Source organism: Pseudoduganella sp. jia 12, from assembly GCF_055502675.1.
Genome location: NZ_JBUXKP010000007.1, coordinates 274,830 through 288,582 on the forward strand (window position 1 = coordinate 274,830; position 13,753 = coordinate 288,582).

The 13,753-nt window shown below is 68.6% G+C and carries 7 protein-coding genes; all 7 read right to left on the minus strand.

The genetic code is table 11. The features are described from left to right. Positions 1–210: 210 nt before the first annotated feature. On the minus strand, positions 211–1,776 hold the full coding sequence (locus ACY65G_RS17585) for a hypothetical protein (protein WP_464998612.1): 1,566 nt from the start codon (positions 1,774–1,776) through the stop codon (positions 211–213). A 182-nt stretch (positions 1,777–1,958) separates the two neighbouring features. Then, on the minus strand, positions 1,959–3,050 hold the full coding sequence (gene ychF, locus ACY65G_RS17590) for a redox-regulated ATPase YchF (RefSeq protein WP_464998613.1): 1,092 nt from the start codon (positions 3,048–3,050) through the stop codon (positions 1,959–1,961). Positions 3,051–3,162: 112 nt separating this feature from the next. Next, positions 3,163–4,002, minus strand: coding sequence for a 4'-phosphopantetheinyl transferase family protein (locus ACY65G_RS17595; RefSeq protein WP_464998614.1), 840 nt, complete (start codon positions 4,000–4,002; stop codon positions 3,163–3,165). Then, positions 3,980–4,729, minus strand: a complete 750-nt coding sequence (locus ACY65G_RS17600; protein ID WP_464998615.1) for a thioesterase II family protein — start codon at positions 4,727–4,729, stop codon at positions 3,980–3,982. The genes ACY65G_RS17595 and ACY65G_RS17600 overlap by 23 nt, the downstream gene beginning before the upstream one ends. 10 nt (positions 4,730–4,739) lie before the next feature. Beyond that, positions 4,740–5,963, minus strand: coding sequence for a DUF711 family protein (locus tag ACY65G_RS17605; RefSeq protein WP_464998616.1), 1,224 nt, complete (start codon positions 5,961–5,963; stop codon positions 4,740–4,742). A 2-nt stretch (positions 5,964–5,965) separates the two neighbouring features. After that, positions 5,966–6,157 (minus strand): MbtH family protein, encoded by a 192-nt coding sequence (locus ACY65G_RS17610; RefSeq protein ID WP_464998617.1) that lies wholly within the window; start codon positions 6,155–6,157, stop codon positions 5,966–5,968. Positions 6,158–6,195: 38 nt separating this feature from the next. Next, a complete protein-coding gene (locus tag ACY65G_RS17615; RefSeq protein WP_464998618.1) occupies positions 6,196–13,743 on the minus strand; it encodes an amino acid adenylation domain-containing protein in 7,548 nt (2,515 codons plus the stop codon). Positions 13,744–13,753: the final 10 nt, after the last annotated feature.

The window sequence follows — 13,753 nt, forward strand, 5'->3', positions numbered from 1 at the left end:
GGCCATTGTTTGTTGTGTCCGGAACCTGTACCTGCGCTGTCCAAAGCACCAAAGCCGTGTGGAGCGACGGCAATCACGCAAATGGTCAAGCACCGGCAATCGTCATGCTACCGCGCCCGGTATGCATGAAAACTCAACAATTATCACATCGTCCGCGCCGGTATCGCGCTCGCCAGCCGGCCCACGGACCAGCGGCGGTGTGGCGGGCAATCAGTTGGGCAATGCGGCGAGCATTTCCGCCAGCGCCTTCTGCGAATGGTCGTTCAGCCTGCGCGCCATCTTGACGTGCAGCGTGGCCAGCCTGTCCGCGGCCTGCGCTTCGAGGATCACCGGCTGCACCAGGCGCTCGGCGGCCTGGTGGAACTGCTGCGCCGTGGCATCGAGTTGCGCGCCCAGGTCCTTGCGCGCGGCCTCCAGCTGCAGCCGGAACGCCTTTTCGAACATCTCGCGCTGGTGGCCGACTTCGTCGAGTTTGCGCTCCGCCGGATTCATCATCCACTTGAATACGCCGGCGACGAGCAAGGCGCCGCCAACGATGGGCGCCACCGGCGCGATGACGGGCATGACCGCGGCGGCACCAAGGAAGTATGCCGCGGCGCCCGTCCCGACGGCTGCCACGCCGCCTGCTTTCAGTGTCATGTTCGTGGCCCCCTCGGCACTGTTCTTGAGCCGCGTGCCCCAGCGCAGCGAGGGTGCCGCGCCGGCGAGCTCCGTGTGGTGCAGGCGCTTCAAGATCGTGCTGCGCGACAGCGCCATCTCTTCCTGGAACAGCCGCAGGTCTTCATGGATCAGCTGGAGCGACCGCTCGCGCCGGCCGATGATCCGGTTCACCCGCCGTTCGAGTTCCTTGCCGAAGGTGGAGTTGGCGATGCTTTCCCATACCGCCGCGCGCTTCCACTGGTCGGTGTTGAGGCGATCGACGACTTCCCGCTCGAACGCATTGCCCGCATCGTGGATATATTCTTCCAGGTCTTCGTCGAAGGTCTCGCGTTCCAGGGCGATGCGCGCATCGGCGATCGCCAGGCGCTGGCCGACCTGCTTCTGCAACCCATGGGCGGATTCGAGGAAAGCCACGGCGGTGTCGCTGCTGGTTTCATAGTCCGTGATGCGCTGGTTGAACGCCGCGATCTCCTGGCTCACGCGGGCGCACGCCGCGGTCATCCGCCGGGTCAACTCCGCCTTGTCCAGCGCTCCCTGCTCGAATTCGAGCACGGCATTCGCCAGCGCCACGTCGCCGGTGGCGCGCACGCACAGGTCGGCAAGGTCGGCATACTTGCGGCCCTTGAGCATGCGCACCGAACCGAGGCTCACCTTGTTCCACAGGCTTTGTTCGTCGGTGGGAAACGCCTCGAGTTCTCCCATGGGCACCTGGTAACGCAGCGCCTCGGCAAAATCGCGGGCCATGTTCCTGCTGCGCGTGCCCTGGATCGACAACAGCGCACGGGCCGCCTCGAACGCCTCCGCCGCGGTCGCCTGGTCGATGCCGGCGGACGCGGCATGCAGGTCGCCGAACGCCACTTTCCAGTCCAGCGGATGTTCCACGCATTCCAGCAACACCACCCGCGCCAGCGCCGAATCCTTCATCAGCGCCGCCACGTCGTTCAGGGCATTGAAATCGGCGACGTTGAGGATGCCGTCGGAGGCGGCGATGGCGGCCACCGCTCGCAGGTAGGCCGTGGGGAACGTGGCGTCATTGGCAACGTAGTGGCCCAGTTCGCGATGCTGGCCGGTACTCGGCTGGCCGAAGGTGTCGAAATGTGATGACTTGTTGGTCATTGGCTTCCTCTGATGCGTTACAGGCTCGCGGGAGCGAGTGAGATGCATTCTACTTCAGGGGTGGTCTGCCAATGGCTGGAGAGGCCTGCCGGTCTCGCAAGCAAAAAAATGGCCCCGGTTCCACGTAGAAACCGGGGCCATCTTCGTCGATCGGAATCCGTCGGAACCGATCTCATCCTTACTTACACGTTGAACAGGAAGTTCAACACATCCCCATCCTTCACCACATATTCCTTGCCTTCGGCGCGCATCTTGCCCGCTTCCTTGGCGCCCGCTTCACCCTTGAACGCGATGAAGTCATCAAAGGCAATGGTTTGCGCGCGGATGAAGCCGCGCTCGAAGTCGGTGTGGATCACGCCGGCAGCTTGCGGCGCGGTGTCGCCCACGTGGATCGTCCACGCGCGCACTTCCTTCACGCCGGCGGTGAAGTAGGTCTGCAGGCCCAGCAGCTTGAAGCCGGCGCGGATCAGGCGGTCGAGGCCCGGCTCGTCCATGCCCATGTCGGCCAGGAACTCGGCCTTGTCGGCGTCGTCCAGGTCGGCGATTTCCGCTTCGATCGATGCGCAGATCGCCACGATCGGCGCGTTCTGCTCGGCCGCGTAGGCGGTCAGCTGGTCCAGCAGCGGGTTGTCCTTGAAACCGGTATCGGACACGTTGGCCACGTACATCGCCGGCTTGGCCGTGATCAGGCACAGCGGCTTGATGATGTCCATTTCGTCGGCCGACAGGCCCAGCGCGCGAACAGGTTTTGCGTCGTTCAGCGCCGGCAGCACTTTTTCCAGCAGCGCCACCAGCTTGGCGGCATCCTTGTCGCCGGAGCGGGCTTTCTTGTTTTCGCGGTGGATTGCCTTCTCCACGGTGCCCATGTCGGCCAGCGCCAGCTCGGTCTGGATCACGGCGATATCGTCCAGCGGGCTGACCTTGCCGGCCACGTGGATCACGTTTTCATCTTCGAAGCAGCGCACCACGTTGACGATGGCGTCCGTTTCGCGGATGTGGGCCAGGAACTGGTTGCCCAGGCCTTCGCCCTGCGACGCACCGGCCACCAGGCCGGCGATGTCGACGAATTCGACGATCGCATTGACGATGCGCTCGGGCTTGACGATCTCGGCCAGCTTGTTCAGGCGGGGATCCGGCACCTCGACCACGCCGACGTTCGGTTCGATCGTGCAGAACGGATAGTTTTCGGCGGGGATGCCGGCCTTGGTCAGCGCATTGAAGAGGGTGGACTTGCCGACGTTGGGCAGGCCGACGATGCCGCATTTCAGACTCATGAAAAACCTTTGATGATCAATATGTTAAGCAGGCGCGAAAAAACGGGGGCAGCCTGGAAATGCGGCTATTGTACCCTCTTCACCCACTCGACACGCCCCTTGCCTCCCTCTCTCAGCATGCCTCCGCGGCAGGCACCCGGCTTGGTAGTTTTCCCGCAACAGCGCTGCGCGCCACCCGCCCGGCAGCCGCACGCGGCCGGTAGCTGCCCATGCCCAGCCGCACCTGCGGGGCCGGCTGCACGGCGCCGCGCGCGCCCAGTTGCCACACGGTCGGCAGTTGCCCGTCACCGGACACGCGCGCCCAGGCACAGACGAGGTCCGGCGCCAGCTCCGCCTGGCCGAACGCGAACGGACGGGCGGCCAAGGTGGCGGGCACCGTCAGCGGCACGATCGTGTCGCCGTCGAGCAGCACGGCAAACGCATCGAGCGGCAGCGCCAGGCCACTGCCCTCGGCCTTCAGCACGGCTTCCTTCAGCGTCCAGAAGCGCAGGAACAGGCGGTCGTAGCCGCTGCGCGGGCTGCCGAGCAGCTGGATCTGCTCGGCGCGGTGGAACAGCCGCTGGGCCACGAGCGGGTCGGCACGGCCGGGTTGTACCGGTTCGATGTCCACGCCGGCCGCCGCGCCGGCGCCGGTCAGCAGCACGGCGCCGCCGCGGCAGTGCGACAGGTTGAACGTCAGGTCCGGCCGGCCGCACAGCGCCGGCTTGCCCCAGCGGTTCGTCTCGAACGCCAGGCCCTCCGGCAACGTATCGGCCAGTTCGGCCAACACGCGGCGCAACAGGAAGCGGCTCGCCAGGAAGTCGGCCCGGTCGCCGTCGAACACGAACCTTCGTGCCCGTTCCCGCTCGGCCACGGTGAGCCAGCCTTCCGCCAGTGGCAGCGCCGTCGCCACGTTGGCCGTGCGCACCCACACGAGCAGCGGCGCATCCTCAGGCAAATACAAGTTCTTCATGGATCGCCTCCCCCAGTGCCTTCAGCACGGCATCGCGACTGTCGTGGATGAAGAAATGGGCGCCGTCGAAATGGCGCATCGCGAAGCCGGCATCGGTGTGTTTCGCCCAGCCGCTCATCTGGCTGGCCGGCACGGCATCGTCGGCGCGGCCGGCCAGTGCCGTGATCGGCACCGGCAGCGGACGGGCTTCGTGGTGGCGATAAGTTTCATGCATGCGGAAATCGGCGCGCAGCATCGGCAGCAGCACATCCATCGTTTCGCGGTGGCGCAGCACGGCATCCGGCGTGCCGCCGTATTCGCGCAGCGCGTCGATGAACTCGTCGTCGGGCAGCGCATGCAGGTCGCGCTTCGGATTCGGCAGGTGCGGCGCCCGGAACGCCGACACGAACAACCGGCGCGGCGGGTTGATGCCGCGCGCGATGAGTGCGCGCGCCAGCTCGAACGCGATCAGCGCGCCCATGCTGTGGCCGAACAGGAAATACGGCTTGTCGGCCAGTGCGGCCACGGCCGGCACCAGGCCGTCGACCATCGCGGTCATCGACTGTACCGGCGGTTCCAGCATGCGCCGCTCGCGGCCGGGCAGCAGCGCGGCATGCAGTTCGATGTCCTCCAGTCCACCCAGCCACGGCCGGTACAGCGTGGAACCGCCGCCCGAACTGGGCAGGCAAAGCAGGCGCGCGCCGGCGTTCGGGGCAGGGCGGGAAAAATGGGTAAACCAGGGATTCACGATGTTCTCCTCAGGCTGCGCGGCGCAGCGGTTCAAAGACGCCGACCCGCTCGGTCGGCATGAAAGACGGTGTATCGAGGCGCAGCACGGCCGTGTTGACGATGAAGTCGTGCTCGAAGCGGGTGATGCCGCGCGCATTCGTCGTGGCCGGCAGCAGCCGCGCGATCAGGGGCTTGCGCCACTTCTGCGCGATGGTGGAAATGGCCCGCACCAGGGTGGCCAGCCGGGCCGGGTCGCTGTCGGCGGACACGGGGATCATGTCCAGCCCGCAGCCGCACACGGTGGACAGCAGCAGCAGGTCCTTCACGCCCACGTCGCCGGCGGCCGTGGCTTCGGCCAGCCGCGTGTCCTCGAGCACGGACAGCATCGTGCCGTTGAAGCCCACCATCGGCAGGCTGGGCAGCGCGTGCTGCAGCATGTCGTTCACGGCGTACAGCGCGAACATGAAGTCGAGCTGGCCGATGCGGCTGCCGTTCATGCTTTCGACGACGGCCACGGCGCTCGTCTCGTCACCGGGGAACGGTGCCAGCGACAGGTCGTAGCCCAGGAAGCGCACGCCTTGCTCCCGCGCCAGCCGCATCAGCACAGGCAGCGTTTGCGCCACGCGGCTGGTGAGCTCCTGGCGGCAGGCGTCGAGCCGGTCGGCGAAGTTGTCATGCTCGCGGCACGCTGCCAGGAATGGCCCGGCCAGTTCCAGCGCCACCGAGAAGCCCGGTGCGCCGTCGTGCCAGGCGGCCGGAAAGTACGGCGTGGCCGGCTTGATCCACGCCAGCGCGGCAAAGCGGAAATTGTCCTGCTGGCGCGCCACCGTGGTGCCCAGCCGAGCCATCGTTTCGGCGGCGGCGGCCACGGCCTCATTGTGCAGGCCCTGCTCGCCGGCCACGCGCATGTTCGTGAACACGTGGCGCGTTCCGCCCACGATCGCATCGATCAGGTCCACGCGCCGGCCCACGCTGTCGTGCGTGTCGCAGGCCGGGCCCGGCAGGCAGCACCAGATGTCCTCGCCCAGCGCCTGCTCGAGCTGCACGGCGACACGGCCGGCGGTGGCCGGGTCGCCGCCCGGCAGCCATTGCTCGACGGGTGGCGCCACGTAGCGCAAGCAGCGGGCCGCCAAGCCGGCTTCGTCGAGCAGGCGCCGGGCATGGGCAAAGAACCGGCGCGCGGTGGCGGCGGTGTCGCCGGGGGCGGCGCCGTCCAGCAGGCAGCCGAAGGTGATGGTACGCAGGGTAGGCATGACTACTGCTCCTTCGCGGCGCGCAGGCTGCGCGGCCGCATGTCGGTCCACAATTGCTCGATGCGCTCGAGGCAGGTCTCGCGGTCTGCCGCGTCGCCGATGGTGATCCAGCCTGCGGGAACCGGTCGGTAGGCGGGCCAGACCGAGTACTGGTCTTCTTCGTTACGAACCACATTGTAGGCAGTCGAATTCATGATTTTCTCCAGGATATGTAATCGATTGTGGGATTTGTTCAACCGAAGATGCCGCGCTTTTTCAGCGTCATGGCCATGCCCTCGGTCGCGAAGATGTCGCCGACATAGCGCTGCCATGCCTCGGTCTCGATGCGCGGTTCGCGCAGGCCATGGCCGGCCAGCCGGCGCACGGTTTTTGCCTGCTTCACCTTCAGGCGCTTTTCTTCCGGCGCCGCGGCGTCGGTGTCCCACCAGAACAGGTAGGGGGCGAACGGCAGCGGTTCTACCGCGCTGCGTTCCTTGACGGCGTCCACCCAGTCGCGGATAGGCATGCGCTTCAGGCCCGCGCCGGCGCAGTCGACGAAGTCGGGCAGCAGCCGGCTCCAGTCGCGCTTGTCGTCGCCGACCAGGTGGTGCACGCCGGTGCTGGTGTAGTCGGCGGCCAGCGCCGTGATGGCGCGCGCCACGTGGTCGACCGGCACGAACTGCTCGACGAACGGCCGGTCGGGCCATGCGCCCACGTTCAGGCAGGTGCGCACGAACAGCGCCACGAAATCGTCCATCCGCCCTGCCCCGCTGCGGCTGTCAACGACCACGCGGCCCAGCCGCATGATCTGGGCCGGAATGCCGGCCCGGGCGGCGCGGCGCACCATCAGTTCGGACACCCACTTGCTGGCGTTGTAGCCTTCGCGAACGCTCTGGCCGATGCCTTCGACCCGCACGTCCTCGTCGAAGGTACCGCCATTCTCGCCCTGCAGCACGCCGGCGGTCGATACCAGGACGAAGCCCTTGCGCTTGGCCGTGGCGGCCAGCGCCAGCAGGCCCCGCGTCGGCTCCACGTTATCCCGGCGCAGCGCCTGGTATGGCAGCACGTGGTTCAGGCGCGAGGCGTTGTGCACCACCAGGTCCACGTCGTGCGCCAGCGTGGCGTAGTGGTCGTCGTCCAGGCCCAGGTGCGGGTCGGCCAGGTCGCCCGTCAGCACGCGGATGCGGGCGGCATAGCCCTCCTTCCACAGGCCGTATTGATCGAGGTTGTCGCGCAGGCGGCGCAGGCCGGCGGCCGGATGCGCCGCGCGCACGTGACAGTGCAGCGTCACGCGCGGCCAGCGGTCCAGCATCTCGGCCGCCACGTAGGCGCCCACGAAGCCCGTGGCGCCCGTCAGCAGCACGTGCTCCAGGCTCGATGCCAGCGGCGGCAGCGGTTCCGGCAGCACGAGCGCGGATTCGGCCTCGCCATCGAGCCGGCTTTCCGCCGCATCCATGGCGCGGGCCGTGTCGGCATGCTCGATGCGGAACGCCATCGCCCGCACGGTCGGCTCGCTGAAGAATTCGGGCAGCGTGACCGTATGGCCGAGCGAGGCGCGCACCCGCGCCAGCAGCTGGGTGGCCGTCAGCGAATTGCCGCCCAGCGCGAAGAAATCGGCCGTCACGCCGACCCGCTCCAGGCCCAGCATCTCGCCCCAGACCATGGCGATCGACTGTTCGAGCGGTGTTTCCGGCGCCACGTAGTCGCCGGCGCCAAGCGCATCGGCATCCGGCAACGGCAGCGCACGGCGGTCGACCTTGCCGTTCGCGGTGACCGGAAAACGGTCCAGCAGCACGTAGGCGCCCGGCACCATGAAGGCGGGCAGCCGCTGCGCCAGGTAGTCGCGCAACAGGGCTGGGGTGACGGAAGCATCAGCATCAGCGCCGGCATCGGCAAGCGTCACGTAGGCCACCAGGCGCTTGTCGGCACTGTCGCCCAGCGCCAGCACGAGCGCACCGCCGACACCCGGGCAGGCCGCCAGTTGCGCCTCGATCTCGGCCGGCTCGATCCGGTAGCCGCGGATCTTCACCTGGTCATCCATCCGGCCGAGGAATTCCAGCGTGCCATCGGCCTTCCAGCGCACCTTGTCGCCGGTGCGGTACAGCCGCGCACCCGCGCTGGCACCATCGCCTCTAAGACCATCAACCGCGAAGGGATCGGCCACGAAGCGCTCGGCGCTCTGCTGCGGCGCGTTCAGGTAGCCGCGCGCCACGCCGGCGCCGCCGATATACAGCTCGCCCGGCACATTGCACGGCACCGGTTCCATCGCATCGTCCAGCACATAGGTGTCGGTATGCGCAATTGGCCGGCCGATCGGCACCGTGCCGGCCAGCGCGCCGGCCATGCTCACCTTCCCGGCCGTGGCGAAGGTGGTGCACTCGGTCGGGCCGTATACGTGGATCAGTTGTCCCCCACTCCCCGCCTGCATGGCGTCGATTGCCCGCGCGGCGTGCGGCGACGACATCGCCTCGCCGCCCGTCAGCAACTGGCGCACGCCGGCCAGCGCTTCCGGGTGCTGGTCCACCAGCTGGTTGAACAGCGCGGCCGTCACGAACGCCGTGTCGATCCGCTCTCCGGCGATCAGCCCGGCCAGCTGGTCCAGGCCCACCACGCCGGCGGGCGCCTGCACGAGCCGCGCACCGTTCAGCAGGCTGCCCCAGATCTCGAACGTGGAGGCATCGAAGCCCACCGGTGCATATTGCAGGTACGTGCAGTCCGTGGAAAAGTCGGCATAGTCGGCTTCGCGTACCAGCCGCACGATGCTGCGGTGCTCGATCATCACGCCCTTCGGCTTGCCGGTGGTGCCGGACGTGTACATCACGTAGGCCAGCGCCCGCGGATCGTGCGGCACGTCCGGGTTGGCATCGCGCTGCGCCACGACTTGCGGTGCGTCGACATCCAGCACGACACCGTCGAATGCGGGCAGCAGCGCGGCGCCGTCGGCGTTCGTCAGCACGGCCGCGGCGCCCGCGTTCGCGAGCATGTAGGCGGTGCGTTCGCGCGGATATTCCGTATCGAGCGGCAGGTAAGCGCAGCCGGCCTTCAGCACGGCCAGCAGCGCGACGATCAGTTGCGGGCTGCGTGGCAGTGCCACGCCCACGATGCCGCCCGGTGCCACGCCTGCCCCGAGCAGGTGATGGGCCAGCCGGTTGGCGCGGCGGTTCAGTTCATCGTAGCCCAGTTGCCGCTCGCCCTGCACCAGCGCGACAGTCTCTGGCGCCAGCAGCGCCTGTCGGGCGAACAGGCCATGCACGGAGGCGTCCGGCAATGCCGGCTTGCTGCCCTGCGCCAGCGCCAGCATCTTTTCGCGCGTGGCGCCGTCGACCACCGCCAGGTTGCGCAGCGGCGTGGCCGGTGCCTCGGCCACCTGCCGCGCGAGCAGCGCGAACGAGTCGGCCAGCCGCGCCACCGTTTCGGGCAGGAACAGGTCGCGTGCATATTCCCAGTGCGCGCGCAGGCCGCCATCGGCGCTTTCATGCAGCACCAGTTGCAGGTCGAAGCGGGAAATCCATTCGGTGGTGTCGATCAGCGACGTGTCCTCGTAGGCGCGCTGCAGCGCAAAACCAACCTGGAAGAACGGCAGCGTATTGGCGCTGCGCGGCGGGTTCAGCTCGTCCACCAGCAACTCGAACGGCAGCTCGGCATGGTCGTAGGCGGCGCGCGCGGTGCGGCGCACGTCGTCCAGCAGGCCGGCAAAGGTCTGGCCGCCGTCCATGCGGGCGCGCAGCACCAGCGTGTTGACGAAGAAGCCGATCACGCCCTCGGTTTCCTCCAGGTTGCGGTTGGCGATCGGGCTGCCCACGTTGAAGTCCGGCTGGCCGCTCCAGCGGTACAGCAGCAGGTCGTACAGCGCCAGCCACGTCATGAACGCCGTGGTATCGCTGCCGGCAATACCGCGCATTCCCGCGCAGACATCCGCGGGAATGTGCGACACATGCAGGCCGCCAACCGACGACCGCGCGGCGGGTCGCGAGAAGTCATACGGCAGCGCGATCTGCGGCTGGCTGTCGTCGAGTTCCGCGCGCCAGTAATCGACGAGCCGGGCGCGCTTGTCGCCGGCCAGGTCGGCACGCTGCCACAGCGCATAGTCCGCATACTGGATCGGCAACGGCGCCGCCTGGGGCGCACCGCCGGCGGCGAACGCGGCGTAAGCGGACGACAGTTCGCGCATCATCACGTCCATCGACCAGCCATCGGTGGCGATATGGTGCAGCGACACGAGCAGGATGGCCCGGTCGTCGCCCTGCACCAGCCGGTAGCGGGCTACCGGGCCGGCACGCAGGTCGAACGGCTGCGCCGCCTCGGCGGTGGCGATGGCGGACAGGCGCCCGGCGGCGTCGGGTACGTCGCGCAGGTCGTCATAGCCGAGCGCCACGGGCGCCGGTGCCAGCACCTCCTGCCATGGCATGCCCTCCGCCTCGGGATAGCGGGTGCGCAGCGATTCATGGCGGGCGTGCAGCCAGTCCAGCGCCCCTTGCAGCGCCGCGCGGTCGACGGTGCCGGCCAGCGGCAGCGCGTTCGGCACGTGGTAGGCCATGCTGGCCGGTTCATACTGGTGCAGGAACCACAGCCGCGATTGCGAGAACGACAGCGGCAGGCGTTCGGGCCGCTGGCCGGCGGTGATCGCCGGCTGCCGCGCCGCGGCCTGGGCCTTCGCACCATCCGTGCCATCCGCGCCGGCCTCGCGCAGGGCGGCAGCCTGCCCGGCGATGGTCGGCTGCTCGAACAGCACGGACAGCGGAATGCGCACGCCGAACGTTTTCTGCAGCCGCGCATACGCCTGCGTGATCGACAGCGAATGGCCGCCCAGGTCGAAGAAATTGTCCGTGACGCCGAAATCGTCCGTGCCCAGCACGGCGGCCCAGATGCCGGCCAGCCTTGCCTCGATGTCGTCGCGCGGCGCGATTTTCACCGTGTCCGCATTGCTCATGTCCGGGGCCGGCAGCGCACCGCGATCGAGCTTGCCGTTCGCGTTCAGCGGCAGCGCGGCCAGCGGCATGTAGCACGCCGGCACCATGTACTCGGGCAGCCGGGCAGCCAGCCAGGCGCGGCATGCTTCCTGCAGTGCGGGCGTCCACGCGGCGCCCCCCTCCGGCACCACGTAGGCGACCAGGCGCTGGCCATCCGGTGTCACGGCGGCAACGGCGTCGAGCACGGCCGGGTGGCCACGCAGCTCATGGCCGATCGCATCCAGCTCGATGCGGTAGCCGCGCAGCTTCACCTGGAAGTCGACGCGGCCGTGCACGACCAGCGTGCCGTCGGCGCGGTAGTAACCCAGGTCGCCCGTCAAATACAGCCGCGCGCCCTCCCTGTCCGGATCGGGCAGGAATTTGGCAGCGCTCATTTGCGCGTTGTTCAGGTAGCCGGCGCCCACCGAACCGCCGGCGATCGCCACCTCGCCCGTCACGCCGGCCGGCAGGCGGTTGCCGAAACGGTCCAGCACGTGTACGGCCAGGCCGGGCAGCACGCTGCCCACGGTAACGGGCGCTTCCAGGTCCATGAACTCGTCACGACCGAAGCGGTGCGTGGTGCACAGGTCCGTGCATTCGGTCGGGCCATAGGTGTTGACCAGCGCCGTCGTGCAAGCCGGCGACAGCAGCCACGGCGCCAGCCGGCGCTTGTCGACCGGCTCGCCGCCGACGAACAGCAGCCGCAGCGATGCCAGCGCGTCATGTCGAGAAGGACGGTGACCGGAGTCCGCTTCGACCATGGCATAGGCCATGCTCGGCGTGCAGTTGATCCAGCCGATGCCATGCCCGGCCACCTGCTCGCGCGCATGCAGCGGGTCGAAGTGGCGCGTGGGCGCCAGGTGCAGGATGCCGCCCGTCGTCAGGGCGCCCCACACGCACTTCTGCGCCAGGTCGAACGTGATCTTGTTGACGAGCAGGCAGCGTTCGCCCGACGCAAAGGCGAACTCCTTGTTCCACCAGCCGATGAAGCGGGTAAAACTGTCGTGGTACACGCCGGCCGCCTTCGGCTTGCCAGTGGAGCCGGACGTGTGGATCACGTACAGGATGCGTGCCGGATCGCTCTCCGGCCAATCCTTCATTGGCACATCCCGCTCATCGTGACCGGCCAGCAGGATCGTCACGCCGGCGATGTCGAACAACGCCGCATGCGCGTCGTCCGTCACCACATGGCGGATGCCCAGGTCGGTCACCATCTGCGCCAGCCGCGCCGCCGGCAGGCGTGTGTCGAGCGGCGCATACGCACAGCCGAGGCGCGCAATCGCCACCAGCGCGGCGATCATCGGCACGCCGGGCTCGAACGCGAAAGCCACCGTGTCGCCCGCGTGCACGCCGGCGGCCAGCAGCCGGGCGCCAAGGCGTCGCGCGTGCAGGTCGAGTTCCGCATAGGTGGCGTGTCCCTCGTCCGACACGATGGCCGGCGCGTCGGGCCGTTCAGCCACCTGCCGCGCAAACAGCTCGCCCAGGTCCGATGCCACATCCATGGCGGGGCGGTGGTTCCAGGCGTCCTGCAGTGCCATGTCGCCGTCCGGGGCGATCGACAGCATGCCGACCGGCAGGTCCACGTCACTCACCATCCGCGACAGCAGCGCGCGGTACTGGGCCAGCAGCCCTGCCACCGCACTGCCGTCGAACTGGCGCGCGTCGTACAGCGCCTTGATGCGCATGCGGCCGACCGGGTCGATGACCAGGGCCAGCGGAAAATTCGTGTGCTGCCATACGCTGACGTCCGGCAGGCTGAAACCTTCCGTGTACGGGAACGATTCGATGGCCAGCATGGAATCGAACAACGCGCGGCCGCGCGGCACCTCGCTCCAGCCGGCGATTTCCGTCAGCGACGCATGTTCGTGTTCGCGCTGCGCCACCAGCGCGGCGCCCAGCCGGGTGGCGAAGCCGCGCACCGTTTCGGCCGGATCGATGCGCACGCGCACCGGCACCGTGTTGATGAACAGGCCCACCATCGCATCCGCGCCGGCCAGCTCGGGCGGCCGGCCAGCGACGGTGGCGCCGAATACCACGTCGTCCTCGCCGCTGTAGAGGGCCAGCAGGTGCGCCCAGGCGGCCTGCAGCAGCGTGCCGGGCGTGACGCGGAGGACACGGGCCGTGTCGCGCAAGCGGTTGCCCAGTGCCTCGCCCAGTTCCGCCGTCGCCGTGGCGCCGGCATCGGCGCCGCTGTCCGGTGCCGGGCGCTTGACCAGGCCAAGCGGCGTGGGCGCATGGAAGCCTTCCATCTGCCCGCGCCAGTATCCTTCCGCGGCAACCTTGTCGCGGCTGCGCAGCCAGCCCAGGTAATCGCCCCAGCCTGGCACCGGACGCGGCTGCCATGCCGCGCCATCGGTCAGCGCGGCATAGGCGGACAGCAGTGAACCCAGCACCACGAAGGCCGACCAGCCATCGAGCAGCACGTGGTGGTAGGTCCAGAACACCACGCTGCGCCCTTCGCGATGCAGCAGCGCCTGGCGCAGCAAGGGCGGGCGGCGCAGGTCGAAACCACGCGCCGCTTCGTCGCGGCGCAGGGCATCCAGGCGCGCGGCGAAGGCCGTGTCGTCGTCGCCCGTGGCATCGATCTCGACCACGTCGATCGCCGCCAGCTTCGTCACCACCAGCAGCGGATGCTCGAGACCTTCCCAGGCGATGGCGGCGCGCAGTACCGGGCAGGCGCCCAGCACCATGTTCCACGCCGCCTGCCAGCGCGCGCCATCGATCCGCCCGGCCGCCGGGCAGGCGAACTGCTCGACGTAGACACCGCTGCCCGGCGCCTCCAGCGTGTGGAACAGCATGCCCTGCTGGAGTGGCGTAAGCCGGTGTACTTCCTGTATGTCCTGCTTGTTCATGGTCGCTCTC

Bases quoted from the DNA above. Each gene is read 5' to 3' on its own strand.
- ACY65G_RS17585 (WP_464998612.1), bottom strand. From the start codon at position 1,776: ATGACCAACAAGTCATCACATTTCGACACCTTCGGCCAGCCGAGTACC.
- ychF (WP_464998613.1), bottom strand. From the start codon at position 3,050: ATGAGTCTGAAATGCGGCATCGTCGGCCTGCCCAACGTCGGCAAGTCC.
- ACY65G_RS17595 (WP_464998614.1), bottom strand. From the start codon at position 4,002: ATGAAGAACTTGTATTTGCCTGAGGATGCGCCGCTGCTCGTGTGGGTG.
- ACY65G_RS17605 (WP_464998616.1), bottom strand. From the start codon at position 5,963: ATGCCTACCCTGCGTACCATCACCTTCGGCTGCCTGCTGGACGGCGCC.
- ACY65G_RS17610 (WP_464998617.1), bottom strand. From the start codon at position 6,157: ATGAATTCGACTGCCTACAATGTGGTTCGTAACGAAGAAGACCAGTAC.
- ACY65G_RS17615 (WP_464998618.1), bottom strand. From the start codon at position 13,743: ATGAACAAGCAGGACATACAGGAAGTACACCGGCTTACGCCACTCCAG.